General features: G+C 70.0%; 24 protein-coding genes. 21 read left to right on the top strand and 3 right to left on the bottom strand.

Features of this window, described 5'->3' with window-relative positions:
* Positions 1-7: 7 nt before the first annotated feature.
* On the bottom strand, positions 8-1303 hold the full coding sequence (locus AC1DEL_RS14485) for a collagen-like triple helix repeat-containing protein (protein ID WP_477125319.1): 1296 nt from the start codon (positions 1301-1303) through the stop codon (positions 8-10).
* Between the two features lie 484 nt (positions 1304-1787).
* Between AC1DEL_RS14485 and AC1DEL_RS14480 the strand changes: the two genes are divergently transcribed.
* The 20 genes from AC1DEL_RS14480 (at position 1788) to AC1DEL_RS14385 (ending at position 24633) form a co-directional block, all read left to right on the top strand.
* Positions 1788-2882, top strand: coding sequence for a collagen-like triple helix repeat-containing protein (locus AC1DEL_RS14480; RefSeq protein ID WP_255370858.1), 1095 nt, complete (start codon positions 1788-1790; stop codon positions 2880-2882).
* Between the two features lie 443 nt (positions 2883-3325).
* Entirely contained in the window at positions 3326-3520 is a 195-nt protein-coding gene (locus AC1DEL_RS14475; protein ID WP_092296028.1) for a Flp family type IVb pilin, read from the top strand.
* 213 nt (positions 3521-3733) lie between these two features.
* The gene (locus tag AC1DEL_RS14470) at positions 3734-4195 is read left to right on the top strand and encodes a TadE/TadG family type IV pilus assembly protein (protein WP_092296026.1); all 462 of its coding nucleotides are present in this window, start codon (positions 3734-3736) and stop codon (positions 4193-4195) included.
* Between the two features lie 61 nt (positions 4196-4256).
* Complete coding sequence (gene cpaB, locus AC1DEL_RS14465) at positions 4257-5126, top strand: Flp pilus assembly protein CpaB (protein WP_477125320.1); 870 nt, start codon at positions 4257-4259, stop codon at positions 5124-5126.
* A 73-nt stretch (positions 5127-5199) separates the two neighbouring features.
* Positions 5200-6561, top strand: a complete 1362-nt coding sequence (locus AC1DEL_RS14460; protein WP_477125421.1) for a type II and III secretion system protein family protein — start codon at positions 5200-5202, stop codon at positions 6559-6561.
* Between the two features lie 4 nt (positions 6562-6565).
* Positions 6566-7798 carry a MinD/ParA family protein gene (locus AC1DEL_RS14455; RefSeq protein WP_092296017.1) on the top strand — a complete coding sequence of 411 codons (1233 nt, stop codon included), beginning with the start codon at positions 6566-6568 and terminating at the stop codon, positions 7796-7798.
* Positions 7799-7828: 30 nt separating this feature from the next.
* Entirely contained in the window at positions 7829-9145 is a 1317-nt protein-coding gene (locus AC1DEL_RS14450; RefSeq protein WP_092296014.1) for a TadA family conjugal transfer-associated ATPase, read from the top strand.
* Position 9146: 1 nt separating this feature from the next.
* Positions 9147-10073, top strand: a complete 927-nt coding sequence (locus tag AC1DEL_RS14445; RefSeq protein WP_477125321.1) for a type II secretion system F family protein — start codon at positions 9147-9149, stop codon at positions 10071-10073.
* Between the two features lie 10 nt (positions 10074-10083).
* On the top strand, positions 10084-11076 hold the full coding sequence (locus AC1DEL_RS14440) for a type II secretion system F family protein (RefSeq protein WP_477109973.1): 993 nt from the start codon (positions 10084-10086) through the stop codon (positions 11074-11076).
* Positions 11077-11874 carry a tetratricopeptide repeat protein gene (locus AC1DEL_RS14435; RefSeq protein ID WP_477125322.1) on the top strand — a complete coding sequence of 266 codons (798 nt, stop codon included), beginning with the start codon at positions 11077-11079 and terminating at the stop codon, positions 11872-11874.
* Entirely contained in the window at positions 11871-12197 is a 327-nt protein-coding gene (locus AC1DEL_RS14430; RefSeq protein ID WP_092296009.1) for a DUF3613 domain-containing protein, read from the top strand. Before AC1DEL_RS14435 ends, AC1DEL_RS14430 begins: the two co-directional genes overlap by 4 nt.
* Before the next feature lie 10 nt (positions 12198-12207).
* Positions 12208-13920, top strand: coding sequence for a TadG family pilus assembly protein (locus AC1DEL_RS14425; RefSeq protein WP_477125323.1), 1713 nt, complete (start codon positions 12208-12210; stop codon positions 13918-13920).
* A gap of 33 nt (positions 13921-13953) precedes the next feature.
* Entirely contained in the window at positions 13954-15318 is a 1365-nt protein-coding gene (locus AC1DEL_RS14420; protein ID WP_092296006.1) for a sigma 54-interacting transcriptional regulator, read from the top strand.
* Between the two features lie 117 nt (positions 15319-15435).
* On the top strand, positions 15436-16581 hold the full coding sequence (locus AC1DEL_RS14415; protein ID WP_477125324.1) for an exonuclease SbcCD subunit D: 1146 nt from the start codon (positions 15436-15438) through the stop codon (positions 16579-16581).
* Entirely contained in the window at positions 16578-19631 is a 3054-nt protein-coding gene (locus AC1DEL_RS14410) for an AAA family ATPase (RefSeq protein WP_477125325.1), read from the top strand. The genes AC1DEL_RS14415 and AC1DEL_RS14410 overlap by 4 nt, the downstream gene beginning before the upstream one ends.
* 353 nt (positions 19632-19984) lie before the next feature.
* A complete protein-coding gene (locus AC1DEL_RS14405) occupies positions 19985-20692 on the top strand; it encodes a 3-oxoacid CoA-transferase subunit A (RefSeq protein ID WP_092296000.1) in 708 nt (235 codons plus the stop codon).
* A 16-nt stretch (positions 20693-20708) separates the two neighbouring features.
* The gene (locus AC1DEL_RS14400; RefSeq protein ID WP_454757538.1) at positions 20709-21356 is read left to right on the top strand and encodes a 3-oxoacid CoA-transferase subunit B; all 648 of its coding nucleotides are present in this window, start codon (positions 20709-20711) and stop codon (positions 21354-21356) included.
* A gap of 28 nt (positions 21357-21384) precedes the next feature.
* On the top strand, positions 21385-22587 hold the full coding sequence (gene pcaF, locus AC1DEL_RS14395) for a 3-oxoadipyl-CoA thiolase (RefSeq protein ID WP_441592662.1): 1203 nt from the start codon (positions 21385-21387) through the stop codon (positions 22585-22587).
* A gap of 206 nt (positions 22588-22793) precedes the next feature.
* Positions 22794-23525 (top strand): SDR family NAD(P)-dependent oxidoreductase, encoded by a 732-nt coding sequence (locus AC1DEL_RS14390; RefSeq protein ID WP_092295991.1) that lies wholly within the window; start codon positions 22794-22796, stop codon positions 23523-23525.
* Positions 23526-23628: 103 nt separating this feature from the next.
* Complete coding sequence (locus AC1DEL_RS14385) at positions 23629-24633, top strand: Bug family tripartite tricarboxylate transporter substrate binding protein (RefSeq protein ID WP_092295988.1); 1005 nt, start codon at positions 23629-23631, stop codon at positions 24631-24633.
* A gap of 167 nt (positions 24634-24800) precedes the next feature.
* Here AC1DEL_RS14385 and AC1DEL_RS14380 read toward each other — a convergent pair whose 3' ends face one another.
* Complete coding sequence (locus AC1DEL_RS14380) at positions 24801-25016, bottom strand: hypothetical protein (protein ID WP_441592661.1); 216 nt, start codon at positions 25014-25016, stop codon at positions 24801-24803.
* 337 nt (positions 25017-25353) lie between these two features.
* On the opposite strand from AC1DEL_RS14380, the gene AC1DEL_RS14375 reads away from it, so the two are divergent.
* Positions 25354-25956, top strand: coding sequence for a PadR family transcriptional regulator (locus tag AC1DEL_RS14375; RefSeq protein ID WP_441592660.1), 603 nt, complete (start codon positions 25354-25356; stop codon positions 25954-25956).
* 9 nt (positions 25957-25965) lie between these two features.
* On the opposite strand, the gene AC1DEL_RS14370 is transcribed toward AC1DEL_RS14375, so the two are convergent.
* Positions 25966-26961 carry an NAD(P)H-dependent flavin oxidoreductase gene (locus tag AC1DEL_RS14370; RefSeq protein ID WP_092295979.1) on the bottom strand — a complete coding sequence of 332 codons (996 nt, stop codon included), beginning with the start codon at positions 26959-26961 and terminating at the stop codon, positions 25966-25968.
* Between the last annotated feature and the right edge of the window lie 35 nt (positions 26962-26996).

The following is a 26996-nucleotide window of genomic DNA, read 5'->3' as shown; positions in this document are numbered from 1 at the left end:
GAGGCCGTCAGCGTCGCGCGCCGGCGCCCGCGCCGAGGGCGCCTGTCAGGCCGCCGACCAGCCCGCCGACGAGGCCGGTGACTGGGGCGGTGATCGGGGCAAGCGGGTTCGCCGGCTTGCTTCCGCCCGTGCCGCCGCTGGGCGTCGGCGTGGTCGGCGCAGGGGTGGTCGTCGCCGGCGCGTTGCCGCCGGTCAGGCCGGCAACCAGGCCCGTCACCGGCGCAAGCGGGCCGGACGTCCCGGAGCCGCCGCCAGCGTTACCGCCCGTCAGGCCAGACGTGATGCCGCTGACCAGTCCCGTCACCGGCGCCAGCGGGCCAGCGCCGCCGCTGGCCGGGCCGTTCACTGCGCCACCGAGGGACGCCACCGTGTTGCCCGTGCCTGTGACGATGCCGCCCACGCCGGACACCACGGGCTTCTGCGTCGATTGCAGCGAGGTGCCGGCCGTCGCCAGCGCGCCGCCCACCGTGGTCAGCAGGTTGCTGACCGGCTGGCCGAGGCCGGTGGCCGCGCCGAGCGTCTGGGTGCTGCTGGTCAGCGTGGACGTGAGCGGCACGATGGCCTTGCTCACGCCGCTGGTCAGCTGCTCGACCGGGCCGGTGGAAAGCGCGGTGCCGAGCTTGCCGCCGGTATCGGTCACGGCGCCGCCGACTTGCGAGACCACGCCGCCGAGCGGGTTGGTCAGCGCCCCGAGCGGCGCCAGCGGGCCGCTGCCGAGGCCGCTGACCGCGCCGCCGGCGTTCGTCACCGCGTTGCCGACCTGGGCGACCACGCCACCGGTACTGGCCACCGTGGTGCCCAGCGGGTTGGTGGCGTTCGGCATATTGCCGAGCCCGGCCTGCACGCCGTTGCCGAGCGTGTTCACGGCGCTGCCGAGCGAGGTCACCACGCCGGCCAGGCCGTTCTGCGTGGCCGGCGACACCACTGGCAGGTTCGCATCCTTGATGGCCGTGCCGACGTCGGTCACGGTATCGCCCACGCCCTTCACCACGCCGCCGGCGTTGCTGACGATGGTGCTGGTGGGCGTGAGCGCCACCGTGCCGCCGCCGCCGCCGTTGTCTCCACCTCCACCGCCGCCACCGCCGCCACCACCACCGCCGTTGTTGGCCGTATCCGTGCCGGTGCCGCCCGTACCACCCGTGCCGCCGAGGCCGGCGTTGTTGCTGCCCGAGCCATTCGAGCCACCTGAGCCGCTGGTGCCCATCGACGTGGAGCCGCTGCCGCTGGCGCAGCCGCCCAGCACGATGAGCGACCCGAGCAATGCCGACAGGGCGATGTGCTTCGCGAACGTTTGATTGCGCATGACCTTTTCCCTTTTGGTTTTTTCCCGACCTGCCACGAATGCGTGGCGGTACATGCCATGGCGCAAACGGTGTGCCATGGCCGGCAACGGCCGGCAACGGCCTGCGGGCATGCCATGCGAAGGGAGGGAAGGGGCCGCGGAGAGGCGCGTCAGGCAAGCGTTTGCGGGCGGCGGGCTCAAACGCCCGCATGAAGCGGGCGGGGCTGGCGCGCGGCGGCGGCGTGTGGCGTGGGCGGGAACACGTTACGTAGCACGTAACACGCCACACGGCGTTCCGGCAGCGTTCGGCAACGCACGCCGGGGCGCGACGCGATGGCCGGAGCGCCGCGCCGGGCAACGGTCTCCGGGCGGTGGCGAGGGCGTGCGGAGCGCCCGTATTGAACGTGCGCTTGATGCTGGCACACCGCTTGCGCGCATCGGCAAGCCCGAGGGATTCGAGCACACCACACCAGCACACCATAGGAGATAGATCATGAGGTCAACGATGCAACGCGAACGTTCGGTGTCGGTCATCACCATCGCCTGTGGCGCCGTGCTGGCGCTGCTGGCCGGCTGCTCGTCGGGAGGTTCCGGCAGCGGCGCCTCGCCGAACGGGAACAACAACGTCACGCCGCCGCCGGCCACGCCGACCCCGGCTGCCTCGGTGGACACCACGCCCACCGCCAAGGTGACCGAAGGCGCCGGCAATACCGTGGTGGCCACCGGCAATGCCGTGAGCCAGATCGGCCAGCAGGTCAAGGACGCGAACCTGCCGGTGGTGCCGGATGCCGCGCAGAACGCTACCGGCGACGTGGTGATGAAGGCCGGCGACACCGTGGCCACGCTCGGCGTGGGCGTGCGGGAGGGGCTGGGCAAGATCGGCAGCGTGGACAACCCGCTCGGCGTCACTGTCGGCAACACCGGCAACGTGGTCACGCAGGCCGGCAAGACTGTAGTCAGCGCGGGCGATCTGGTCCAGTCGCTCGGCACGGAACAACTCTCGCCGCTGGCGCCCGTGACCCAGCCGGTGGGAGGCGTGGTGCAGACCGTGGGCGGCACCGTCATGCAGGTGGGCGGCAAGCTTGGCGACACCTTGTCCACCGGCCCCGTGGCGCAGCTCACCGGCAGCGCGAGCAAGGCCATCATGCCGCTGACGACCAAGCTGACCGATACCACGCAGACCGTGGGCGGGGCCACCGGCCTGGGCGTCCCGGTCGACAACCTGCTGACCAAGCTGGGTAACACCGTGGCGACTGGCGGCAGCATGCTGACCAACGCCGACAAGCCGATCGTCTCGCCGCTGGGCGGCGTGGTGACGGAGACCGGCAAGACCGTGGCCGCCGCCGGCGTGCTGCTGAACAACCGGAACGGCACGGGGGGCGGCACGGGCGGCAATCCGCTTGGCGGGCTGCTCAACAGCCTGCCGGTCGCCAATGCCAGCGGCAGCGGCGGCACCAATCCGCTGGCCCCGGTGACCGGCCTCGTCGGCACGGTAACCGGCGCGCTGACCAATGCGACCAACGGCACCGCCACCAGCGGCAATGCCGGCTCCCCGCTCAATGGCGTCACCGGCCTGCTGGGCGGCCTGACGCAACACTGACCCCCCCGAGCCTGAAGGTGGCTCGGGACTTTCCCTAGCCATCGCCCGGCTACTTTATGGTGCGCTGTCGTCCTTACCCCGCGCGGCGCATCCTTTTATTTCGTGCCGTGCAGCATCCCGCATCAGAACGTGCAGGACGCCGCACGGCACATTCGCTTTTATTGCCAGCGCGCGAACAATTCGGATCACGCTTTGCGCGGGGTTGCGTTGTTTCAAACGTCTGTCCCACTTTAAGCTAGGCCCCATTGGCATTCCCTTAGTTCCTATGGGGGGTATGGCTGGAGACATAGCATGTCTTATAAATGTTCTACCAGCGCCAAAAACAACAAAATCGCCGCTCAATGAAGCGGCGAACACAACCGGCATCCGGGCAGTGGCGCTGGCGGTCACGCGCAACACCCATCGGGATCGGAACTTCTTTTTTGTCGCTTCGGGAGTGCATCATGAAGAAGAACGTGCTGGCACGTTTCAGCCGCTACCAACGCGGCGCCACCGCCATTGAATATGGCCTCATCGTGGGCCTCATTGCCCTCGGCATCGTCACGGGGGCCACGGCCCTCGGCGACGGCCTCAGCCAGGGCTTCACCCAACTTTCCACCAAGGTCACCACGCTGTTCGGCGTGAAGAGCGGCAGCTAGCAGCCGCCGGCAATCCTCGACCCCTGTTGGCCACGCCGATCGCATCGGCGTGGATCGTCATGGCAATGCACCGGCCGCGGGCAGCACACGGACGGCCGGGCAAGCAACAGTGAGAGTGGTACCAAGTCGCGAAATGGCTGTCGGCGAACCTCCCCCGGCAACGGGGGAGGCCGCGCCTCCGGTTTGGCGCTAACAGAAGAGACCGGGTGAAGCATGTCATTACGGGCGAAGGCGACCCGACGCGGCCACATGGGGGTGGCGGCGCTCGAGTTCGCGATTGTGTTCCCGCTCCTGCTGACGCTGGTGCTGGGCATCGTGTACTACGGCATGGTGCTGGCGCTGCAGCAGGTGCTCACGCTCGCCGCCGAAGAAGGCGCGCGGGCCGCGCTGCGTTATCCGTTGACGTCGAACGGGGGCACGCTCGCCACCACCATCGACCTGCGGGTGTCCGCCGCGGCGCAGGCCGCGCGCGCCACGCTGCCCGATTCCCTCGCCACGCTGGTGCCCGCCGCCGATGTCGCGCAGGCCGTCGCCTGCTCCGCCCCGGCCGGTACCACCTGCGTGCGCGTCACGCTGAACCTGCCCACTACGTCGCTCCTGCCCAGCGTGCCGTTGGTGCCGGTGCCCGCCACGCTGACCGGTTCGGCCGTGGTGCAGATCTCCCCAGACATCTGAGAACGATCGCCGAGAAGAATTCCGAGAACCCAGCCATGTCGATGACACCCGGAGCACCCACATGAACAGCAGGCAGATACGGATGGCGGCCGTCGCGCTGCTGGTGCTGGCGGCGCTGCTGGCGCTGCTGGCCTGGCAGGTGGCGCGTCAGGCCGCGGTGCCGCAGCCGGTGCAGGGCGCCGCGCCCATGCATGCCGTGGTGGTCACCACGCGCGCGGTGGAGGCCGGCAAGCCGCTGCCCGCCGACGCGCTCAAGGTCATGCAACTGCCGATCGACCCGACCGGCGCCTACCAGGACGTAGCGCGCGTGACCGGCCAGGTGCCCGTGGTGGCGCTCGGCGCCAATGTGCCCGTGCTCGAAGGCCAGTTGCTGGCCGGGCTGGCGCGTCAGGTGCCCGAGGGCCAGCGCGCCATGGCGGTGGCGGTGGACGAGGTGATCGGCGTCGGTCATCAGGTGCAGCCGGGCGACTATGTCGATGTCTTCGTCGTCCTGCGCCGCGACAGCCAGGAAATTGCCGACAGCCAGGCGCGCATGCTGCTCTCCCGGCTGCGCGTGCTGGCCTACGGCGCCAGCGCGGTCAACGAGGCGAAGCGAGCCGAGGGCGGCGAGCAGATGATGGCCCGCCGCGAGGGCGCCAAGACGGCGGTGCTATCGGTGCCGCTGGAACAGGTCAGCAAGCTGGTCATGGCGCAGCAGGCCGGACGCCTGACGCTGGCGCTGCGCAACCCCAGGGACGAGACCATGCCAGGCGATGGCCTGCTCGCCGAGTCGCTGGCAAGGCTGGTCGGCACGGGCCCGGTGCGGCCTGCGGCGCAGGCCGTGGCACCCATTGCCCCCTCCATGCCAGCCCCCGCCGTGGCGCGGCCGGCATCGAACGACACCCGAAGCGGCGTGGAGATGATCCGCGCCGGCCGCCGAGACATCGAATAACGGACCCCACGGCATGCCCACCCCCACGCGTTACCGCGCCCTCGCACGCCCCGAGGCCTATCTATATAGAAGGATGATTCTGGCGATGGCGCTCGCGCTGGCCGCCGGCGCGGCGCTGCTGCCCGCCCGCGCCCCGGCGCAGGAGTCGCCGCCAGCCCCCCGCACGCTGCGGCTGCTGGCCGGCGCGCAGCAGGAAATCCGCCCCGGCCAGCCGCTGGAGCGCGTGGCGGTGGGCAACCCCGCCGTGGCGGACGCGCTGCTGCTCGAGCATCGCGACGGCCCGCCCAGCGTGCTCGTGGTGGCGAAGAAGCCCGGCGCCACCGACCTCAAGCTCTGGACCCGCAACGCCGCGCCGCTCAGCTACACGGTGCGGGTGGACGCCGTGGCGGCCGACGCCGATGGCGCGCAGGTCGATGTCTCGGCGGCCGGCGCCACCATCAGCGGCCAGTCGCCGGACGCCGCCGCCGCGTACCGGGCCCAGCAGGCCGCCCGCGCCGCAGTAGGTGGGACAGCAAGCGGAGCCGACGGCAAGCCGGGTGGCGTGGTCGTCGATCGCTCCACGCTGCCGGTCTCGGGCACGGTGCAGGTCGATGTGAAGGTGGTGGAGATCAGCAAGACCGTGCTCAAGGAGGTGGGCCTCAACTTCATCCGCAACAAGGGCGGCTTCACGTTCGCGCAGTTCAGCCCGTCGTCGCTGACCAAGGTCGATTTCACGTCCGGCGTGGGCACGGCCGGCGAGATGGTGTCGCCGATCAGCAGCGCCTTCAACCTGATCGCCGCATCGGCCTCGAAGGGTATCTTCGCCAACCTGAGTCTGCTGGAGGCCAACGGCATGGTGCGCGTGCTGGCCGAGCCGAGCCTGGTGGCGTTGTCCGGGCAGAGCGCCAGCTTCCTCGCCGGCGGCGAGATCCCGATCCCGGTGCCGCAGGCGCTGGGCACCACCACCATCCAGTTCAAGCCGTTCGGCATCGGGCTGACGGTCTCGCCGACGGTGTTGTCCGGCCAGCGCATCGCGCTGAAGGTGGCGCCCGAGGCCAGCGACCTCGACCCCTCGCGCGGCATCCAGATCAACGGCGCGTCAGTGCCGGCCATCGTCACGCGCCGCGCGGACACCACCGTGGAGCTGGGCGATGGCGAGAGCTTCGTCATCGGCGGGCTGGTCAGCCGCAACACGGTCAGCAACGTCAGCAAGATTCCGTTTCTGGGCGACCTGCCGATCCTCGGCAGCTTCTTCAAGAACCTGAACTTCCATCAGGAGGACCGCGAGCTGATGATCGTCGTCACGCCGCACCTGGTGAAGCCGCTGGCCAAGGATGCGCCGGCGGTGGCGGGCGTGGGTGGCGACGACGGCCGCACCAGCAGCGACCCCAACGTCTGGGGCCGCTTCATGCTCGGCGAGTTCGCCGACCCCACGCTGCCCGGCTTCTCGAGGTAAGACCATGGACGCCCAGACCGAGGTCTTCCTGCTCAACACCGCGCGCGATGATGTGCGCCACTGGCTGGCCGGCGCGCTGGTGGGGCTCGGCACGCTGGTGGTGGAGGCCAGCTCGCAGGAGGCGGTTGCCGACCAGATCAGTGCGCTCCGGCCCGGACTGGTGTTTCTCGATTTCACGGCGCCGCACGCGGTAGCCTCGACGCGCCTGGCCGAACAGGTGACGCGCCTGTTCCCGCAGGTGCCGCTGGTGGCCGTGGGCCACGCCACCGAGCCGGACACCATGCTGGCCGCGCTGCGCGCCGGCGTGCGGGACTTTATCGACCTGCACGGCGCCACCACGCAGGCCAAGGGCGCCGTGCAGCGGCTGATGGTGCCGCGCGCCGCGCTGCGCACCGACGTGCGCGCCGTGGAGCCGGCGCGGCACGGCAAGGTGGTGGCGATGCTGGGCGCGCGTCAGGGCGTGGGCGTGACCAGCGCCGCCGTGAACCTCGCGGCGGCGGTGCGCCAGCGCGGCGCCAGCGAGGTGCTGCTGCTCGACCTCGGCCTGCCGGCGCGCGACGGCGCGCTGTACCTCAATATCGCCCCCGAATTTCATTTCGCCGAGGCGGTGCGCAACCTGCGCCGCTTCGATCAGGTGTTCGTGCGCACCGCGCTGGCGCGCCACGCCAACGGCGTGTCCGTGTTGCCGCTGCCGGGCACGCTGTCCGAGCTGCGCGATGTCTCGTACTCGGAGGCCCTGACCCTGCTGGACCGCCTGCGCGCCTTCTTCGACCTCCAGGTGGTGGACCTCGGCGGCTTCTCCAATGCCGAGTTCATGGCCCAGATCGTCAAGGCGGCCGATGCCGTGGTGATCGTCACCGAGCAGAGCGTGGGCGCCATCGTCTCCGCCGTGGAGCTGGTGCAGGAGCTGCGCAAGCGTGAGATCGAGCGGGACGACCTGCACCTGTTGGTGTCCCGCTTCGACCCGCAGCTGGGCGTGGACGCCGCGCAGGTGGCCGAACGGGTGGGTGTGGCATCGGTCGGCACCCTGCCGGAGCGGCGCGGCGCGCTGCTGCGCGCGGCCAACCGGGGCGCGGTGCTGGCGGACGACGACGCGGCGGACCCCTACGTGCGCGCGCTGGGCACGCTGATGGCGCGGCTGGGCTACGCCGCCGCGCCGGGCGAGGCACGCAGCATCCTGGCGCGGATGAAGGACAGGCTGCCGGAGGCGCTGCGCGCCGTCCGCACCGGCACCTGATCAGGAAGCTGGAATCAAGCTGGAACTGACATGACCCAAGCGATCGAATTTTCGGACAACGCCGCCGCACCGTTTCCTGTCTCGCAGGAGTTCCACACGATCAAGGAGGCGGCGCACGAGCACCTGCTGACGCGCATCGAGGAACTCGGCGCCGAGTTCGGCCGATGGTCGCGCACGGCGATCCATCGGTTCGTGGACCTGGAGCTGGAGAGCTTCACCCGGCTGCGCCGCATCCCGATCAACGAGGCCGAGCTGCGCCAGATGGCCGAGGCGCTGACCAAGGAGCTGGCCGGCTTCGGCCCCATCGAGGACCTGCTCAACGACCCGGCCGTGGAAGACATCCTCGTGAATGGGCACCTGGACGTCTACGTGTCGCGCCACGGCGTGCTGGAGCGGATTCCGGTGCGTTTTGCCGATGGCGGTCACCTGCTGCGCATCGTGCGCCGCATCCTGGCGCCGATTGGCCGGCGGCTGGACGAGTCCAATCCGATGGTGGATGCGCGCCTGCCGGACGGCGGGCGCATCAACGTGATCATCCCGCCGCTGGCGCTGGAAGGCCCAGTGGTGTCCATCCGCAAGTTCCGCAAGGACCCGCTGACGCCGGCCGACCTGCAGGCGCTGGGCACCATGAGCCCGGAGATCAGCGAGCTGCTGGACGCCGCCGTGCGCGCCCGCTGCAACATCCTGGTCAGCGGCGGCACCAGTTCGGGCAAGACCTCGCTGCTCAACGCGCTGGCCACCTTCGTGCCGGCCACGGAGCGTGTGATCACCATCGAGGACACCGCCGAGCTGGCGCTCAACCACCCGCACGTGGTGCGGCTGGAGAGCCGGCCCGGCGGCTTCGAGGGGACCGGCACGGTCACCATCCGCGACCTGCTGCGCAACAGCCTGCGCATGCGGCCAGACCGCATCATCGTGGGCGAAGTGCGCGGCGGCGAGGTGCTGGAGATGCTCCAGGCCATGAGCACCGGGCACGATGGCTCGATGGGCACGATCCACGCCAGCAGCCCGCGCGAATGCCTGTACCGGCTGGAAATGCTGGCCGGCTTCGCCGGCTTCCAGGGCAGCGAGGTGAGCCTGCGCCGGCAGATCGCCAACGCCATCGACTTCATCGTGCAGATCGGGCGGCTGTCGAGCGGCAAGCGCCGCATCCTGTCGATTACCGAGGTGACCGGCCTGGGCGACAACATCATCTCCACGCAGGAACTCTACCGGCACGAGCCGGTGCAGAACGCGGACGGCACCGAGGGCGACCGCTGGCAGTCGCTCGGCATCCTGCCGCACTCGCCCAAGCTCGCGCGCATGCGGCCCGCGAACTTCGGGCTCGATGACCGGTTCGACCTCTGACATGGCGGTCGCCGGCCTGCTCATCGCCTCCATCGCCCTGGTGCTGCTCGGCACCGGGCTGCTGCTGCTCGCCACGGCCCGCGCGCGCGGGCAGGCGGAGCACGCGCGCGCCCATCTCACCGCCCAGACCGAGCAGGTGCGGGCGCGCTACGCCACCGCCGCCGACCCGGCCCCGCAAGCCGGCGCGCGCGACCTGCGCCGCCGCGGGACCGACCTGCTGCGCCGCGCCGACCTCGCGCCCACGCGCGCCACGGCGCTGCGCTGGGGCGCCCCGGTGGCCACGCTGGTGCTGTTCGGCGGCCTGATCGGCGGCGCGCTGGGCGCGGGGGCGATGTTGGTGACGGGCGTGGCGCTGGCGGCCTTCCTGCTCTGGGTGCGCATCCGGCGCGTGCGCGAGAAGATGCTGCGCCAGTTGCCGGGCTTTCTCGATGGCGTGGTGCGGCTGATGACCATCGGCAGCAGCGTGCCGGCCGCCTTCCAGAACTCCGTGGCGAACACCGAGGCGCCGCTGCGCCAGTGCCTGGTGCAGGCCATCCACCTCCAGCGCGCCGGCAAGGAACTCGATCAGGCGGTGCTGATGGTGGGCCGCGCCTATGACCTGTCCGAACTGGTGATCGTGTCGTCGGTGCTGCGCCTGTCCGTGCGCTACGGCGGCCGGGCCGATGTGGTGATGGAGCGCACCGCCACCTTCATGCGCGACCGCGAGGAAGCGCAGCGCGAGCTGATGGCGCTATCGGCGGAGACCCGCCTGTCGGCGTGGGTGCTGGGCCTGCTGCCACTGGTGGTGGCCGGCGGCCTGTTCGTGATGAACGCCGGCTACATCCTGCTGATGTGGCGCGACCCGATGGGCAAGGCGATGCTGCTGACCGCGCTGGGGCTGGAGGTGGTCGGCGCCCTCCTGCTGTACCGGCTGGCCAAGTCGATATGAGGGCGCGCGCATGGGCATGACGATCGACATGACGACCCTGCTCTCGATGAGCCTGCTGGCCGCCGCCGGGGCGGCGGGGCTGCTCGCGTGGCCGCTGGTGCGGCAATGGCGCCAGCGCCGCGCCACCACGCGCACGCTGGACGCCGCGCTGGACCGGCAGGCGGCACGCGCAGCGGCCACGCCAACTTCGCCACCAGCCGCCGCGCCCGCGACAGCGCCTGCCGCATCGCCCGATCCCGCTACGCCGGGCGCACGCTTCGGCGAGATCTGGCTCAGCTCGAAGCTGGGCCGCGCCGTGATCACCGCCGAGGAACAGCGGCTGCTGGAGCAGTGCGGCTACTACGGCGTGCGTCCGCGCGCAGTGTTTGGCGGGCTGCGCGTGGCGGTGCCCGTTGCGCTGGCGCTGGCGGTCTTCGCCTGGCGGCTGCCGGTGTCGCTGGCGGGGGCCATCGGCTGGGGCTTCGTCACCTTCGCGGTGGGCTTCCTGCTGCCCAAGCTGGCCCTGCGCCGCCGCGCGAAGCAGCGGCTGGCGCGGGTGGCCGATGAACTGCCGGTGCTGATCGACATGCTGCGGCTCCTGCAGGGCGTGGGGCTGTCCATCGACCAGAGCCTCCAGATCATCGTGGTCGAGTTCGGCAGCATGCTGCACGTGCTCGGCCCCGAGTTGCAGCGCGCGAACCAGCAGTTCGCCTCGGGCCGCTCGCGCGAGCAGACGCTGCAGCGCATCGGCAAGCTGTTCGACGATGAAGACCTCAAGGGCCTGATCACGCTGCTGACGCAGGTGGACCGCCACGGCGGCGCCGTGCAGGAGCCGCTGCGCCAGTTCGGCGAGCGGCTGCAGACCGCGCGCAAGGCGCGCATGAAGGACAAGATCGGCCGGCTCACGGTGAAGATGACCGGTGTGATGGTGGTCAGCCTGCTGCCGGTGCTGCTGATCCTGACCGCCGGCCCGGGCTTCCTGGGCGTGATTCGCATGCTGGCGCGCATGAACGGAGGGCACTGAATGACGAAACCGATGATCGCCATGGTCGTGACACTGCTGCTGGCGGGCTGCGCGAGCCAGAGCCAGCAGAGCGCCGAGGCGCTGGCGCAGCAGGCGGAGGCGCAGATCGCGCTGGCCAAGCTGCGCGACAAGGAGGCCCGCGCCGAGTACAACGACCAGGCCGTCTACCTCGGCCTGATCGCCCGGATGCAGCAGGAGGGGCTGTACTTCGCCTCGCTGGCGCATATCGACGCGTTCCAGCAGCGTTTCGGCACCCAGCCGGGCGTGCAGTTGATGCGCGCCGCCGCGCTGCGCGAGACCGGCCAGGACGACGCGGCGCTGGCCGCCTACCGCGAGCTGCTGAGCACCGACCGCGCCGCCGCCGCGCATCACGGCATCGGACTGGTGCTGGGACGGCAGGGCGATTTCGTGCGCGCCGCCGTTTCGCTGCGGCAGGCCGCCACGCTCGATCCGGTGAACCCGCAGGTGGCCAACGACCTCGGCTACGCGCTGATGCGCGGCGGCGCGCTGCAGGACGCGCGCATTCCGGTGATGCAGGCGCTGCAGCTGGACGGCGGCAACCCGCGCATCGTCAGCAACGCGGCGGTATGGCTGTGGGCGAGCGGCAAGCGCGCCGAGGCCAACGCGATGATGCAGCGCGCCGCCATGCCCGAGCCCACGCGGACCGCTATCCGCAAGGAAGGCGACCGAGTCGCCCGCGCGGCGCTGGCCCGCGAGCGCACGCCCGCCACCAAGCCGCTGGCGCTGCTGGCCCCGGCCAACGCCATCGCCATCGCTGCTTCAGGAGCCGCACAATGACCATCCGTCGATTTTCCAGTGTCGTGGCGCTGCTGGCGCTGCTGATCGCCGCGCCGGTATCGGCCCAGCCCGCCGACCCCCAGCCAACGACCGCCCAACTCCCGGTCGGCCAGCAGACGCGCACGCTGCTGGAGATCCAGCGCAACGGCTCGCAGGCCGGCGCGGCGATCCCGCTCGGCGGCGAGCAGGCCGCCATCGGCTATGAGCGATATATGCGCAGCTTCCGCTACGAGCTGCCGGAGTTTTTCACCAGCCAGGCCACCGGCAGCCCACTGCGCGGCGGCGCCGGCAGCGGTACGCCCGCCGTGCCCAACGGGCAGTAAGGCCACGGCCATGCGTCCGCTCCGAGCCCATCGCCACGCGCGCGGCGCCGTCAGCCTGATGGCGGCGCTGCTGATCGCCACGGTCGGCGTAGCCGCGCTGGTGTCGATCGACGTCGGCCATGTGTTCTACAGCCAGCGCCAGTTGCAGAAGATGGTCGATCTGGCCGCGCTCTCGGGCGCGCAGCAACTCAAGCGGGCCGCCGACCTGCCCACCACCACGGCCAGCGTGCTCGGCAGCGTGACGGCGGCGGCGGCGCAGAACGGCTATGCGTCGGGCGTGAGCGCCAATTGCGCCGATGTGGCCGGCGGCGGCGCCGATGGCCTGCGCGCTTGCCTGGGCCTGTGGGACCCGGCCAACCCGGCCAACGGCGACAGCGTGCGCCACTTCAACGCCGCCTATCCGGCCGCCACCGTCTCGCCCAACGCGGTGCGCGTGCAGGCCACCTACACGGTGCCGGTGCTGTTCGTGCTGCCCGGCACGGCATCCCGGCAGTTGCGCGCGGAGGCCATCGCGGCCGGCAGCCCGCCCGTGGCGTCGTTCACGCTCGGCAGCGGCGTGCTCGACGTCTCCACGGCCAGCGGCATGCTCGGCCTGCTGCTCGGCAACACGGTGACCCTGTCCGTGCTGGACTGGAGCGGGCTGGTCGGCGCCAATGTCACGCTGGAGCAGCTTCGCCTGCAAGCCGGCGTGGGCACCATCGACCAGCTGCTCAACGCCACGCTGTCGATCCAGCAGTTCTACGCGCTGGTGCTGGGCGCGGCGGGCAAGAGCGCGCTGCTGAACGCGGCGCTTGGCAGTCCGGTGACGCAGCTGGGGGTGAGCGGCATCGGCACCACGGTGACGCTGGCGAAGATGCTCGATCTGGGCGTGCTCACGCCGGCGGCCTCGTCGGCGGCGGAGGTGGCCGTGAACGTGGCCTCGCTGCTGACCACGGCGGCCTACGTGGCGCGCGGGACCAGTGCGATCGACCTGGACAAGATCTCGGTCAACGTCGGCCTCGGCTCGGTGGGCGGCAAGCTCTATATCGTGCAGCCGCCACAGGTGGCGGTGGGGCCGGCGCGGCAGTTGCCCGGCGGCACGTGGCAGACCACGGCCACCACGGCGCAACTGGGGCTGTGGCTGGCGGTGAAGGCCAATCTGCCCGTGCTGGGGCTGGCCAGCGCAGACGTCAACCTGCCGGTCTGGTTGCGCGTGGGGCAGGCGCGGGGCGACCTGACCAACGTCCAGTGCGCGGCCAACCCGGCGCAGCGGCGCGCCACGGTCAACGTGATCCCGGACGTGCTGACCACCTGCGTGGCCGATGGGGCGAAGCCGCAGTGCGCGCCGGCGGCGACGGTGGTGGAGCTGGCCTCGGTGAAGGTGCTTGCCGGCGTGCTGTCGACCAGGGTCGTCGCCAATCCCAAGCCGGATGTCACGCCGATGAACCCGCTCAACGACGTGGTGCTGGCGCCGGGCGGCAGCGCCACCACGTCATCGACCAAGCCGTTGTCCCGCGCCATCACGGACATGGTCCGCAACCTCAACCCCGATGTGACGGTGGGCCTTGGCGTGCTGGGCATCCCGCTGAACGTCGGGGCCTTGCTCGATGCCCTGCTGCCTCCCATCGCGGGCCTGCTGGACGCCCTGCTTATCCCGCTGACGTCCACGCTCGGCATCCGGCTCGGCAATGCCGACCTGTGGCTGAACGGGGTCGATTGCAACAACGCCGAACTGGTCTACTGAAGGTCTACTGAAGGTCTACTGAAGCGAACCATCATGAAAGCCGACCGCTGGGCCTACGAGACCCTGGAAGTCTATGTCTGGGAAGGCAAATACGAGATTGCCGACCGCGTGGCGCGCTTCCTGACGCCGCTGGGCGTGGAGGTGATCCGCGCCGGCGCGCTGGACGCGCTGCCCGCCGAGCCGCGCGTGAAGCCGTGCATCGCTGTCATCAGCGCCTCGGCCATCGGCGCGGCCAAGTTCACGCTCGACTGGGAGGCCGCGCACGGCATGCCGGTGATCTGGGTGGGCGCGCCGGACCGGGAAGTCGACCCCGGCCGCTTTCCGCCCGAGTACGCGCACATCCTGCCGCACGACTTCACCGGCGCCGACCTGCGCACGCAGATCGGCAAGCTGATGCCGCAACTGCTGGCCGCCGCCGCTACCGGCCCGGACGTGGCCGACCTCGTCGCCGGCTCGCCGGCCATGCTGCAGCTGATGTCGCACGTCGACACCTACGCGGACTTCGGCAGCAACGTGATGCTGTACGGCGAGACTGGCGCCGGCAAGGAGCGCATCGCGCGGCTGTTCCACGAGCGCAATACCCGCTACGGCAAGGGGCCGTTCGTCGCCGTGAACTGCGGGGCGATTCCGGACGGGCTGTTCGAGTCCCAGTTCTTCGGCCACGCCAAGGGCGCGTTCACGGGGGCGATGTTCGCCCACCGGGGCTACTTCGAGCAGGCCACCGGCGGCACGCTGTTCCTCGATGAAATCGGCGATTTGCCGCTGTTCCAGCAGGTCAAGCTGCTGCGGGTTCTGGAGGAAAACGCGCTGACGCGGCTGGGATCGACCATGCCGGTGAAGCTGGACTTCCGGCTCGTGGCGGCCACCAACAAGGACCTGCGCGAGGCGGTGAGCCAGGGCCGCTTCCGCGCCGACCTCTATTTCCGGCTGGCCGTGATCGAGCTGCGCATCCCCAGCCTGGAGGACCGTGGCGCGGCGGACAAGGTGGGCCTGCTGGTGTCCTTCCTGCGCCATATGCTCGGCCCGGCCGGCTTCGACGCCCTGCCGCCGCTGCCGGACTGGCTGCGCGGCGCCGTAGGCACGGCGTTCTTCATCGGCAATGTGCGGGAGCTGCGCAACCTGGCCGAGCGGATCGGCATCACCGTGCAGCAGTGCGGCCATTGGGACGAGGAACGCATCCGCCCGCTGTTCCGCGCGCTGCGCCCGGGTGCCTTCGACGGCACCGAGCGCGCCGACCCGCGTGGCGACGCCGAGGAGCGCCGCCGCATCATCGCGGCGCTGGACGCCAACGGCTGGCGCCGGCAGGACACCGCCGCCTGCCTCGGCATCAGCCGCAAGGTGCTGTGGGAGAAGATGCGCAAGTACCAGATCGCCGACAGCGAAGCGGAGCCGGCCTGAGGCAGCGCACACAGGGGAGGGGATACAGGGGGATGCGGCGCCGGGGGCCGCAACGTTATGATGCGGGACCGCGCGGCCCGGCCGTGCTTCTCGCGCCACGGCGCCGAAGGATTCAGATTGCGTTTTCTCCACACCGCCGACTGGCATCTTGGTCGGCTGTTCCACGCCCGCAGCCTGCTCGAAGACCAGGCCCATGTGCTCGACCAGTTCGTCGCGCTGGTCCGTGACGTACGGCCAGACGCCGTGCTGATCGCGGGCGATGTCTACGACCGCGCCGTGCCACCGCCCGAGGCCGTGGCGCTGCTGGACGACGTGCTGGCGCGCATCGTCGTGGACGCGGGCGTGCCCGTGGTGATGATCGCCGGCAATCACGACAGCGCGCACCGGCTCGGCTTCGGCGCCCGCCTGATGGCCGTGCAGGGGCTGCACGTGGCGGGGCGCACCGGCCCGCAGGCCAGTTGCGTCACGCTGCACGACGCCGATGGCGAAGTGCGCATCTATGCGCTGCCCTACGCGGAGCCGGCCGCGGTGCGCGATGCGCTCGGGCTGGACCTGCCCAGCCACGAAGCGGCGCTTCAGGCACAGCTGGCGGCCATCCGCGCCACCCATCCGGCCGGTGTGCGCGCCGTGGCGGTGGCCCACGCCTTCGTGGTGGGCGGGACGGTGAGCGAGTCGGAGCGGCCGCTTTCCGTCGGCGGCAGCGGGGCGGTGGCGGCGGAGGTGTTCGCCGGCTTCGATTTCGTCGCGCTCGGTCACCTGCACCGGCCCCAGACCATCGGCGAGCGGGTGCACTACTCGGGCTCGCTGCTCAAGTACTCGCTGTCGGAAACCGAGCACATGAAGTCGGTCTCGCTGGTGGAGATCGACGGCGCCGGGCAGGTGACGATCGAGCCGATCGCCCTCCAGCCGCTGCGCGACCTGCGCGTGCTCCAGGGCGAACTGGCCACGCTGCTGGCGCAGGGCATGGACGACCCGCGCCGCGACGACTATGTCTATGCAGTGCTGTCCGATACCGGCGCGCTGCTGGACCCGATGGCGCGGCTGCGCCAGGTCTACCCGAATGCGCTGGCGATGGAGCGCACGGTGCTGGCGCGCACCGGGCAGGCCAGCGCGGCGGGGCGGCAGTTGCGGGAACTCGATACGGGCACGCTGTTCGCCAACTTCTTCCGCGAGGTAGCGGACGCGGATCTTGACGGCGATCAGCGCCGGACGCTGGACGACCTGCTGGCCGACATGGCCGCGGCGGAAAGGGAATCGGCATGAAACCGCTGCACCTGACGCTCCAGGCATTCGGTCCGTTCGCGGCCACGGAGACCATCGACTTCACAAAGCTGGGCGATCAGGCGTTCTTCCTGATCCACGGCCCCACGGGCGCCGGCAAGACCACGCTGCTCGACGCGATCTGCTTCGCGCTGTACGGCGACACCTCGGGCGGCGAGCGCAACCCGCAGGACATGCGGAGCGCCAATGCCGACCCGGCACTGCGTACCGAAGTCACGCTGGAATTCTGCCTGGGCGCTACGCGCTACCGGGTGACGCGCTCGCCCACGCAGGACCGGCCAAGCCAGCGCGCGGCCGGCGGCTTCGTCAAGGAGGCCGCCAAGGCGCAGCTCGACGTGATGATGGACGACGGCTGGCGGAGCAAGGCGACCCAGCCGAACCGCGTGGGCGATGCCGTGCGCGACCTGCTCGGCTTCGACAGCGCGCAGTTCCGGCAGGTGATCGTGCTGCCGCAGGGGCGCTTCCGCGAACTGCTGACGGCGGACTCGCGCGCGCGGCAGGCGATTCTGGAGCGGCTGTTCCGTACCGAGCTGTATCGCCGCGTGGAGGAGCACCTCAAGGATCAGGCGGCAGGCATCCGGCGCGAGGCGGAGCAGATTGAACTGCGCCGCCGCACGCACTTGGAAGGGCACGGGCTGCCGTCGACGGACGCGCTCGCGGAGCGCATCGCCACGCAGCAGGAGGCGCTGCTGGGCTTGCAGCAGCGTGAAGCGCTGGCGCGCGCCGCGAGCGAAGCGGCGCAGGCGTCGCTGCGCAAGGGCGAGATGGAGCAGGCGCAACGCACGGCGTGGCAGGAGGCCGAGGCCACGCACGCGCGCCTGAGCGCCCGTACGCCGGCCATGGATCTGGAGCGCGCCCGGCTGCGGGCGGCCCAGCGCGCGGCGCACGTGACCCCGGTGGCGCGCAATGCCGAGGCGGCACGCCGCGAGCAGGGTGCCTCCCGCGAGGCGCTGGCCCGGGCCGAGGCCGCCGCCGCGCGCGACCGGCAAGAGGCGGACGCCGCCACCGTCGCCCTGCGTGCCGAACTGGCCCGCGCCGAGGAACGGCAGGCGGCGCAGCGGAGCGCGAGGACGCTGGAAGACCTGCTGCCGCGTGCGCGGCAGCTTGGCCTGCTGCAACACGCGCTGGCGCAGACCAATGCCACCCTGACCCACGCGCAGGCGGCGCACGCCAAGGCTGTGGCGGCGCTGGATGCCGGCACCAAGCGCCAGCAGGCGCTGGACGAGGCGCTGGCGCAGGCGCGCGCCACGGCGGCCCCGCTCGACGCCACGCGGCTCCAGCGCGACAACGCGCGCGAGCGCCTGGCGCGCATCGGCAAATATCGACAGGTGGAAGTTGCCCTGCCGCCGCTGCGCGCGGCGCAGACGGCTGCCCAGACGCAATGGACCCGGGCCAGCGCCGCACGCGACACCGCGCGGGCCGCGCTGGCGCAGTCGGAAGCCGCCTGGCGCGTGGGACAGGCCGCGCGGCTGGCTGCCGGGCTGCATCGTGGCGATGCCTGCCCGGTGTGCGGCGGCACCGATCACCCGGCGCTGGCGCAGCAGGTGCTGGCGCTGGTGACCGATGACGACCTCGACGCGAGCCGCGCCGCGCTCCAGCGTGCCGACGAGGCACTCGCCGAGGCCACGGCGGCACGCCAGAAGGCCGATGCGGACGTCGCGCAGGCCCAGCAGCGGCTGGCTGATATCGCTGAATCGATCGACGATGGTTCGGAAGACGGCGCGCGCCGGCTGGAGGCCGACGTGGCCGCGCTGTCCGCCGCCGTGACGCAGGCGGAGGCGGCAGCGCGCCGAGCGCAGGAACTGGAAGCGGCGGCCACGCAGGGCCGGGCGGCGCTCGCCACCAGCGAGGCTGCCGCCAGCGCCGCCGATGCGCAGGCGCGCGCCGCCGCGCAGGATCAGGCCAAGCGCGAGGGCGAATGGCAAGCCGCCAGCGCGCAGGTGCCAGCCGAATCGCGCGATCCCGATGTGATCGCGACATCGCTCGAAGCGGCCCGCCGCCATGCCGGCGCGCTGGAAGCGGCGTTGGAAGTGGCACAGGCTGCGGACCGGCAGGCAGCGGCGACGCTCTCCGGCAGCCAGGCCGCGCTGGCATCGGCCCAGCAGCACGTGGCCCAGGCCGACGCGCGTACGGTCCAGTGCGACACCGAGTTGGCCGATGCGCTGGCGCAGGCCGGGTTCGCCGATGTCACGGCCTATGCCGCCGCCACGCTCGCGCCGGACGCCATCGCCACACTCGACGAAGCCGTGCGCCGTTTCGATATCGATCTGGCCACCGCTGCCGAGCACCGCGCGCGCACCGCCGCCATCGCCCAGGCCATCGCCGCGCCGGACCTGCCCGCGCTGCTGGCTGCGCGTGACACGGCGGCCGTGCAGTTGGAGGATGCCATCCGCCAGCGCACCGAACTCGCCGCCGCGCGCGACGCGCTGCTGCAATGCCAGGCCCTGCTCGATGCGCTGGCCGAGGACAGCCGCGATGTGGAGGCGCGCTACGCCGTGCTGGGCCGGCTCTCGGAGGTGGCCAACGGCAACAATCCGCGCCGCATGACGTTCCAGCGCTTTGTGCTGGCGACCCTGCTGGACGAGGTGCTCGAGGCGGCGTCGCTGCGGCTGATGCGCATGAGCCGGGGCCGCTACGCCTTGCAGCGCGTGCGCGAGCAGGGCGACCAGCGCGTGGCGGGCGGGCTCGATCTCGAAGTGTTCGACCATGACACCGGCAGCGCGCGGCCCGCCAATACGCTGTCTGGGGGGGAGGGGTTCCTGGCCTCGCTGTCGCTGGCGCTGGGGCTGGCCGATGTGGTGCAGTCGCGCGCCGGCGGCATCCAGCTCGACACGCTGTTCGTGGACGAAGGTTTCGGCACGCTGGACCCGGAAAGCCTCGATTTTGCGATCCGCACGCTGCTGGACCTCCAGCAGGCGGGCCGGCTGGTCGGCATCATTTCGCACGTGACCGAGTTGCGCGAGCGCATCGATGTGCGGCTGGAGGTACGCCCCGGTGTGAGCGGCAGTCAGGCCGTGCTGCGTCTACCCTGAAGGGATGGCGGCCACCCCTCGCGGGCGGGTGCGATTATCGCCCGCCACGGGACCGGCCGCCTTGACCCTGTTTCCGCGCCGGGTGTAACCTTTGTTCAGTCTGCGAATTGGAGTTCGAATAGCGAACTTTCAGCAGGATTCGCAGGTTTCAGATGCACTCATGGCCGCACACAGACGGCCGCCAAGACAACACCAAGATTGTTGGACCCGGTCTGCGCCCGCCACCATGCCCCAGGCATGGGACAGACGGCGCGGACGCCCCGTCCTGCATGACGCCGGAGACAGTTTTGCGTGCCGCCCCCTTGCGGCTGGTCCCGGCCCTCGCTGCCGGACTTTTCCGTACTGGAACGCAAGTGATCAACAAGCTATATGACTCGGTGGAAGCGGCAGTGGCCGGTATCCACGACGGTGCCACGATCCTGATTGGCGGCTTCGGCATGGCCGGCATGCCGGCCGAGCTGATCGATGCGCTGATCGCACAAGGCGCACGCGACCTCACCATCGTCAACAACAACGCCGGCAACGGCGACACCGGCCTGGCCGCGCTGCTCAAGACCAAGCGCGTGCGCAAGATCATTTGCTCGTTCCCGCGTCAGGTGGATTCGTACGTGTTCGACTCGCTTTACCATGCCGGCGAGATCGAGCTGGAACTGGTGCCGCAGGGCAACCTGGCCGAGCGCATCCGCGCCGCCGGCGCCGGCATCGGCGGGTTCTTCACCCGCACCGCCTACGGCACCCCGCTGGCCGAAGGCAAGGAAACCCGCATCATCGACGGCAAGGGCTATGTGTTCGAGTCGCCGATCCACGCCGACTTCGCGCTGATCAAGGCCGACACGGCGGACCGCTGGGGCAACCTCACCTACCGCAAGACCGCCCGCAACTTCGGGCCTATCATGGCCATGGCCGCCAAATGCGCCATCGTGCAGGTGAGCCACATCGCGGAACTGGGCGAGCTGGACCCCGAGCACATCGTCACGCCGGGCCTGTTCGTCAAGCGCGTGGTCAAGATCGAAGGCGCCGCCCAGGCCGCCAAAGCCGCCAACGCCGATCAAGCCGCCTGAAGCCAAGGAGATCACAATGAACCGCCTGACCCGCGACCAGATGGCCGCCCGCGTGGCCCAAGACATTCCCGACGGTGCCGTGGTGAACCTCGGCATCGGCCTGCCCACCCTGGTGGGCAACCACCTGCCGGCCGACCGTGAAATCCTGCTCCAGAGCGAGAACGGCCTGCTCGGCATGGGCCCCGCGCCCGCAGCCGGCCAGGAAGACGGCGACCTGATCAACGCCGGCAAGCAGCCGGTGACGATCAAGGCCGGCGGCTCCTACTTCCACCATGCCGACTCGTTCGCGATGATGCGTGGCGGTCACCTCGACTTCTGCGTGCTGGGCGCGTTCCAGGTCTCGCAGACCGGCGACCTGGCCAACTGGCACACCGGCGCGCCGGGCGCCATCCCCGCCGTGGGCGGTGCGATGGACCTGGCCATCGGCGCCAAGCAGGTGTTCGTGATGATGGAACACCAGACCAAGCAGGGCGAAAGCAAGGTCGTGCGCGAGTGCACCTACCCGCTGACGGGTATCGGCTGCGTCACGCGGATCTACACCGACCTGGCGACCATCGACGTGACGCCGGACGGTCTGGTCGCCCGCGACCTCGTCGACGGCCTGAGCTTCGACGAACTCCAGCGCCTGACCGGCGTGCCGCTGCTGCAGCCCGTGGCCGCCTGACCCATACCAAAGACGAGTGAGACAGAACATGACTGACGCTTTCATCTGCGACGCCATCCGTACCCCCATCGGCCGTTATGCCGGCAGCCTGTCCGCGGTGCGCCCGGACGACCTCGGCGCCGTGCCGCTGCGCGCCCTGATGGCGCGTAACCCGAACCTGGACTGGTCCGCCATCGATGACGTGATCTACGGCAACGCCAACCAGGCGGGCGAGGACAACCGCAACGTGGCGCGCATGTCGTCGCTGCTGGCGGGCCTGCCTGAGGCCGTGCCCGGCGCCACCATCAACCGCCTGTGCGGCTCCGGCATGGACGCCACCGGCACGGCCGCGCGCGCCATCAAGTCCGGCGAAGCCACGCTGATGATCGCCGGCGGCGTGGAAAGCATGAGCCGCGCCCCGTTCGTGATGGGCAAGGCCACCTCGGCCTTCTCGCGCGATGCGCAGATCTTCGACACCACCATCGGCTGGCGCTTCATCAACCCGGCGATGCGTGCCGCCTACGGCGTGGACTCGATGCCCGAGACCGCCGAGAACGTCGCCACCGACTACAAGATCAGCCGCGAAGACCAGGATCTGATGGCGCTGCGCAGCCAGGAGAAGGCTTCCCGCGCCCAGGCCGACGGCACGCTGGCCCAGGAAATCACGGCGGTCACCATTCCGCAGAAGAAGGGCGACGCCATCGTGGTGGAGCGCGACGAACATCCGCGTGCCACCAGCATGGAAGCGCTGGCCAAGCTCCGCGGCGTGGTCCGCGCCGACGGCACGGTCACCGCCGGTAACGCCTCGGGCGTGAACGACGGCGCCTGCGCCCTGCTGCTGGCCAGCGAGGCCGGCCTGAAGCAGCACGGCCTGACCCCGCGTGCCCGCATCGTCGGCATGGCGACTGCCGGCGTGGCGCCGCGCGTGATGGGCATCGGCCCGGCCCCGGCTACCCAGAAGCTGATGAAGCAGTTGGGCATGTCGCTGGACCAGATCGACGTGATCGAACTGAATGAGGCGTTTGCTGCACAAGGGCTGGCCGTGCTGCGCCAGCTCGGCATCGCCGACGATGACAAGCGCGTGAACCCCAACGGCGGCGCCATCGCGCTGGGCCACCCGCTCGGCATGAGCGGTGCCCGCCTGGTGACCACGGCGATGTACCAGCTGCATCGCACCGGCGGCCGCTACGCGCTGTGCACGATGTGCATCGGCGTGGGCCAGGGCATCGCCATGGTGATCGAACGCGTCTGACCGTTGCTGAACGTGTCCTGACGGGCTTGAGGGGCGCCGGGCGCCCCTCAAGTTTCGTCCGCTTCCTGCCGTTTACCCGGATGGGAAGTTTCAGTGGTGTCTCTTCCCCAACGAGGTAGAGCAATGCGGCCGGGCCGACGGGCTCGCCGGCTGGCCGCATCTTTTTCTGACGGACCCGGCTGAAGTTGCCGGTACGGAGTACCGAGATGTCCCTTCCCGTTGCCACGCTTATCACCGGCGCCAGTTCCGGTATCGGCCGCGCCATTGCCGAAATGCTGCTCGCCGATGGCGTGACCCAGGTGGTCAATGTCGACTACGCGGAACCCGCGTGGTCGCACCCCAACATGACGTTCTTCCAGGCCGACCTGACCAACGCCGACGCCACGCGTGCGGCGGCGGCGCAGGTGACGTCCCGCTTCGCCGTGACGCGGCTGGTGAACAACGCCGGCGCCACCCGCCCCGGTACCGCCGACACGGCCACCACGGCCGACCTAGACTACGTAGTGGGCCTGACGCTGCAGGCCACCATGCTGCTCACCCAGGCCTGCCTGCCCGCGATGCGTGCGGCCGGCTTTGGCCGCATCGTCAACATGGCCTCGCGCGCGGCGCTGGGCAAGCCCGACCGCGTGGTGTATTCCGCGGTCAAGGCCGGGCTGGTTGGCATGACCCGAACGCTGGCGATGGAGCTGGGCGGCGACGGCATCACCGTCAACGCCGTGGCACCGGGTCCCATCGCCACCGAGCTGTTCCGCCGGAGCAATCCGGAGGGCAGCGAACAAACACGGCGCATCCTGGCAAGCATCGCCGTGAAACGAATGGGAACGCCGGAAGACGTGGCGCGTGCCTCGCTCTTCTTCCTCTCGCCCGAGAATGGTTTCGTGACCGGACAGGTGCTGTACGTCTGCGGCGGAACCACGCTGGGCGTGGCGCCCGTATAAGAAAGATGCCCGCCCTGGCACGGGGCGGAAATAGCGATTCAAAGCTTGGCGTCGGCGGCACCTATCCCAGCCGCTGGCGAGCATTTCATTCCTGGAGCACAAGATGAGCATGACCAATCAACCTTCGAAGGCGCGCAGACGCCTGCTGGCCGCTGGTGTGGCACTGGCCGCCGGCATTGCCGCCGTGGGCGGCGCGCAGGCACAGGGCACCTATCCGACCAAGCCGATCACGATGATCGTGCCGTTCTCGGCCGGTGGCACCACCGACATCCTGGCGCGTATCGTCAGCCTGCAGCTGGGCAAGGCCCTGGGCCAGCCCGTGGTGGTGGACAACCGTCCGGGCGCGGGCGGCAACATCGGCGCTTCGCTGGCCGCCAAGGCCCCGGGCGACGGCTACACGCTGTTCATGGGCACCATCGGCACGCACGCCATCAACCAGTCGCTGTACTCCAAGCTGCCGTACGATCCGGTGAAGGATTTCGCGCCGATCACGCGCGTGGCCATGGTGCCGAACATCGTCGTGGTGAACCCGAAGGTGCCGGTGCACAACGTGAAGGAACTGATCGCCTACGTGAAGGCCAACCCGGACAAGCTGTCGTACGGCTCGTCGGGCAGCGGCTCGTCGATGCACCTCTCGGGTGAGCTGTTCAACTCGATGACCAACCTGCACATCCAGCACATTCCGTACAAGGGCAGCGCCCCGGCCGTGAACGACCTGCTGGGCAACCAGATCGGCCTGATGTTCGACAACATGCCGTCGTCGTACCCGCACGTGAAGGCCGGCAAGCTGCGCGCCATCGCCGTGACCTCGGGCAAGCGCTCGCCGGCCCTGCCGGACGTGCCGACGGTGGCCGAAGCCGGCGTGCCCGGCTATGAAGCCACGTCGTGGTTCGCGCTGTACGCCACGGGCGGCACGCCGCAGCCGATCGTCGACCGCCTGAACGCCGAAGTGGTGAAGATCCTCGCCATGCCGGAAGTGAAGAAGCAGATGGCCGAACAAGGCGCCGAGCCGAACCCGGAAAAGCCGGCCCAGCTCGCCGCCTTCATGAAGTCCGAGTCCGCCAAGTGGGCCAAGGTCGTGAAGGCCTCCGGCGCGACGGTGGACTGATCGTTGCAGCACTGAAGCACGCAGTACGCAGTAAGCAGTACTGGGAACCGGCCCGATGGGCCGGTTTTTTTATGCCCAAGAAAAAGCCCGCGAACCAGTCGCGGGCAGAAATCCCAGGTCCCGGAGGGACAGGAGGAGACAACCGACACGGGCCGGTGTGCGGGAAATCAGGCCAGGCTGTACTTGACCACTTGTTCCTCGACACCGACAAAGCGCACGAGCTGGCGCAGCCCGCTCGCGTATTCCTTGATGTGATGCCCTTCCGGCGTGTCGGGCAGCCGGTAGTAGATCGGGGCCGAACCGGCGCGGGCGCGGGCCGCGCGGACAGGCGCGGCGGCCTCGCCAGCGGCGGAGCCTTCGGTGAATTCCGGTCTTGCGTTCATAGACAACTCCCGGGAGACGCATGACGCGGAACGTTGGGCCGGCAAAGGGGCGCGCGCATGCGGGTGGCAATGTCTGGAATGTATTGCAAGCGGTCGGGAAATGCCATTTCGTTTTTTTTAGATCTGTTTCGAGACAATTGACTAAATTGTCATAAATAGACGCCGGCGCGCATTGCCGATGCCTGGGGCGCAACAAGCGCGTATCCCATGGGTTAACGGCATGACGCCGCGTGACTTGCGCGTTACCATACCGGGCAGCTTCGCCGCGACCTCACCCGCTCATCGCGGGGCAGGGTCGCAACCTTCATGCCAGGCTCCCGCACCCAGATCCCGCCTCATGTCTACCCAGCACGCCCTGTTGATTTCGCTGATCGAAAAGCCGTCCTCCGGCTACGACCTCGCGCGCCGGTTCGACAAGTCCATCGGCTATTTCTGGCACGCCACGCACCAGCAGATCTATCGGGAACTGGGCCGCATGGCCGATCACGGCTGGATTGCGGCCGATGAGCAGGGCAATGGCGCGAGCAATGGCACGAACGGCGGCGAGCCCGCCGAGGCCGATGGCGTGGAGAAGAAGAGTCGCAAGAAGGTGTATCGCGTGTTGCCGGCTGGTCGCGACGAACTGGCGCGCTGGGTGCTCGCTCCCGGGCTGGGGATCGATCAGCGTGAGGAAATTCTGGTGAAGCTACGTGCAGATGCTGCAATCGGGCCACTGGGACTGGCCGACGAGATGGCACGGCTGATCGCGCTGCATCAGGCGCGGCTTGAGACGTTTCTCAAGATCGAGCAGAAGGACTTCGCGGCCGGGCAGGCCGACCGCACGCGGCAGATCCATCATGCGCTGCTCAGGCGCGGCATCCGCTATGAGGAAGACTGGGTGAAATGGGCCAAGGATCTGCTGCCGCTGCTGGCGGCTCCTGCCGCCAGCGACAACACGTAACTGCTACCGTCAGGCCACGTCGAGCGCGGAGGCCGCGCTGGCCGGGGCGGCTTCGGCCAGACCGAGGCGACGGCGAGCGAGTGCATACTCCTCCACAAATCGACGCACCAGTTCACCGGCCGGCACCACGCGCTTGATCGCGCCCACGCCTTGGCCGGCGCCCCAGATGTCCTTCCACGCCTTGACGCTCGCCGAGCCGAAATTCATCTTCGAGGCATCGGAGGTCGGCAGGGCTTCCGGGTCCAACCCCGCGCGCACGATGCTGTTGCGCAGGTAATTGCCGTGTACGCCCGTGAACAAGTTGGAATAGACGATATCGTCCGCCGAGCTGTCGACGATCATCTGCTTGTAGGCGTCCTGCGCGTTCGCTTCCTGGGTGGCGATGAAGGCCGAGCCGATATAGGCAAGGTCCGCCCCGGCGGCCTGCGCGGCCAGCACGGCGTTGCCACTGGCGATGGCGCCGGACAGCAGCAGCGGGCCATCGAACCATTCCCGGATTTCATGCAGCAGCGCGAACGGCGACAGTGTGCCGGCATGGCCGCCCGCGCCGGCCGCCACGGCGACCAGCCCGTCCGCGCCCTTCTCGATCGCCTTGCGCGCGAAGGTGTTGTTGATGACGTCATGCAGCACGATGCCGCCGTAGGAATGCACGGCGTCATTGACTTCCTTGCGCGCGCCGAGCGAGGTGATGACGATGGGCACCTTGTAGCGCACGCACAGTTCCAGGTCGTGCTCCAGGCGGTCGTTGGACTTGTGCACGATCTGGTTCACCGCGAACGGGGCGGAAGGACGGTCTGGGTGCCTGGCGTCGTGCTCGGCCAGTTCCGTGGTGATGCGGTCCAGCCATACCTCGAGCTTCTCGGCCGGGCGTGCGTTAAGCGCCGGGAACGAGCCGACCACGCCGGCCTTGCACTGGGCGATCACGAGGTCGGGATTGGAAATGATGAACAGCGGCGAGCAGACGGCCGGCAGTGACAGGTTCTGGAGCAGGGCGGGAAGGGCCATGATGGGATTCCTCTGATCTCTAATAGATGGGGCGT

This window comes from Cupriavidus sp. 10L43_2, assembly GCF_056395265.1.
Note: the sequence above shows the minus strand (reverse complement) of the source record. Positions and strands in the feature narration are given on the sequence as shown.

Excerpts from the sequence above, each read along its gene's own strand:
- AC1DEL_RS14485 (WP_477125319.1), bottom strand. The coding sequence starts at position 1,303 with ATGCGCAATCAAACGTTCGCGAAGCACATCGCCCTGTCGGCATTGCTC.
- AC1DEL_RS14480 (WP_255370858.1), top strand. The coding sequence starts at position 1,788 with ATGCAACGCGAACGTTCGGTGTCGGTCATCACCATCGCCTGTGGCGCC.
- AC1DEL_RS14380 (WP_441592661.1), bottom strand. The coding sequence starts at position 25,016 with ATGAACGCAAGACCGGAATTCACCGAAGGCTCCGCCGCTGGCGAGGCC.
- AC1DEL_RS14470 (WP_092296026.1), top strand. The coding sequence starts at position 3,734 with ATGTCATTACGGGCGAAGGCGACCCGACGCGGCCACATGGGGGTGGCG.
- AC1DEL_RS14455 (WP_092296017.1), top strand. The coding sequence starts at position 6,566 with ATGGACGCCCAGACCGAGGTCTTCCTGCTCAACACCGCGCGCGATGAT.
- AC1DEL_RS14370 (WP_092295979.1), bottom strand. The coding sequence starts at position 26,961 with ATGGCCCTTCCCGCCCTGCTCCAGAACCTGTCACTGCCGGCCGTCTGC.
- AC1DEL_RS14425 (WP_477125323.1), top strand. The coding sequence starts at position 12,208 with ATGCGTCCGCTCCGAGCCCATCGCCACGCGCGCGGCGCCGTCAGCCTG.
- AC1DEL_RS14460 (WP_477125421.1), top strand. The coding sequence starts at position 5,200 with ATGATTCTGGCGATGGCGCTCGCGCTGGCCGCCGGCGCGGCGCTGCTG.
- AC1DEL_RS14475 (WP_092296028.1), top strand. The coding sequence starts at position 3,326 with ATGAAGAAGAACGTGCTGGCACGTTTCAGCCGCTACCAACGCGGCGCC.
- AC1DEL_RS14375 (WP_441592660.1), top strand. The coding sequence starts at position 25,354 with ATGTCTACCCAGCACGCCCTGTTGATTTCGCTGATCGAAAAGCCGTCC.
- pcaF (WP_441592662.1), top strand. The coding sequence starts at position 21,385 with ATGACTGACGCTTTCATCTGCGACGCCATCCGTACCCCCATCGGCCGT.
- AC1DEL_RS14420 (WP_092296006.1), top strand. The coding sequence starts at position 13,954 with ATGAAAGCCGACCGCTGGGCCTACGAGACCCTGGAAGTCTATGTCTGG.
- AC1DEL_RS14390 (WP_092295991.1), top strand. The coding sequence starts at position 22,794 with ATGTCCCTTCCCGTTGCCACGCTTATCACCGGCGCCAGTTCCGGTATC.
- cpaB (WP_477125320.1), top strand. The coding sequence starts at position 4,257 with ATGAACAGCAGGCAGATACGGATGGCGGCCGTCGCGCTGCTGGTGCTG.
- AC1DEL_RS14400 (WP_454757538.1), top strand. The coding sequence starts at position 20,709 with ATGAACCGCCTGACCCGCGACCAGATGGCCGCCCGCGTGGCCCAAGAC.
- AC1DEL_RS14410 (WP_477125325.1), top strand. The coding sequence starts at position 16,578 with ATGAAACCGCTGCACCTGACGCTCCAGGCATTCGGTCCGTTCGCGGCC.
- AC1DEL_RS14440 (WP_477109973.1), top strand. The coding sequence starts at position 10,084 with ATGGGCATGACGATCGACATGACGACCCTGCTCTCGATGAGCCTGCTG.
- AC1DEL_RS14450 (WP_092296014.1), top strand. The coding sequence starts at position 7,829 with ATGACCCAAGCGATCGAATTTTCGGACAACGCCGCCGCACCGTTTCCT.
- AC1DEL_RS14385 (WP_092295988.1), top strand. The coding sequence starts at position 23,629 with ATGAGCATGACCAATCAACCTTCGAAGGCGCGCAGACGCCTGCTGGCC.
- AC1DEL_RS14430 (WP_092296009.1), top strand. The coding sequence starts at position 11,871 with ATGACCATCCGTCGATTTTCCAGTGTCGTGGCGCTGCTGGCGCTGCTG.
- AC1DEL_RS14435 (WP_477125322.1), top strand. The coding sequence starts at position 11,077 with ATGACGAAACCGATGATCGCCATGGTCGTGACACTGCTGCTGGCGGGC.
- AC1DEL_RS14445 (WP_477125321.1), top strand. The coding sequence starts at position 9,147 with ATGGCGGTCGCCGGCCTGCTCATCGCCTCCATCGCCCTGGTGCTGCTC.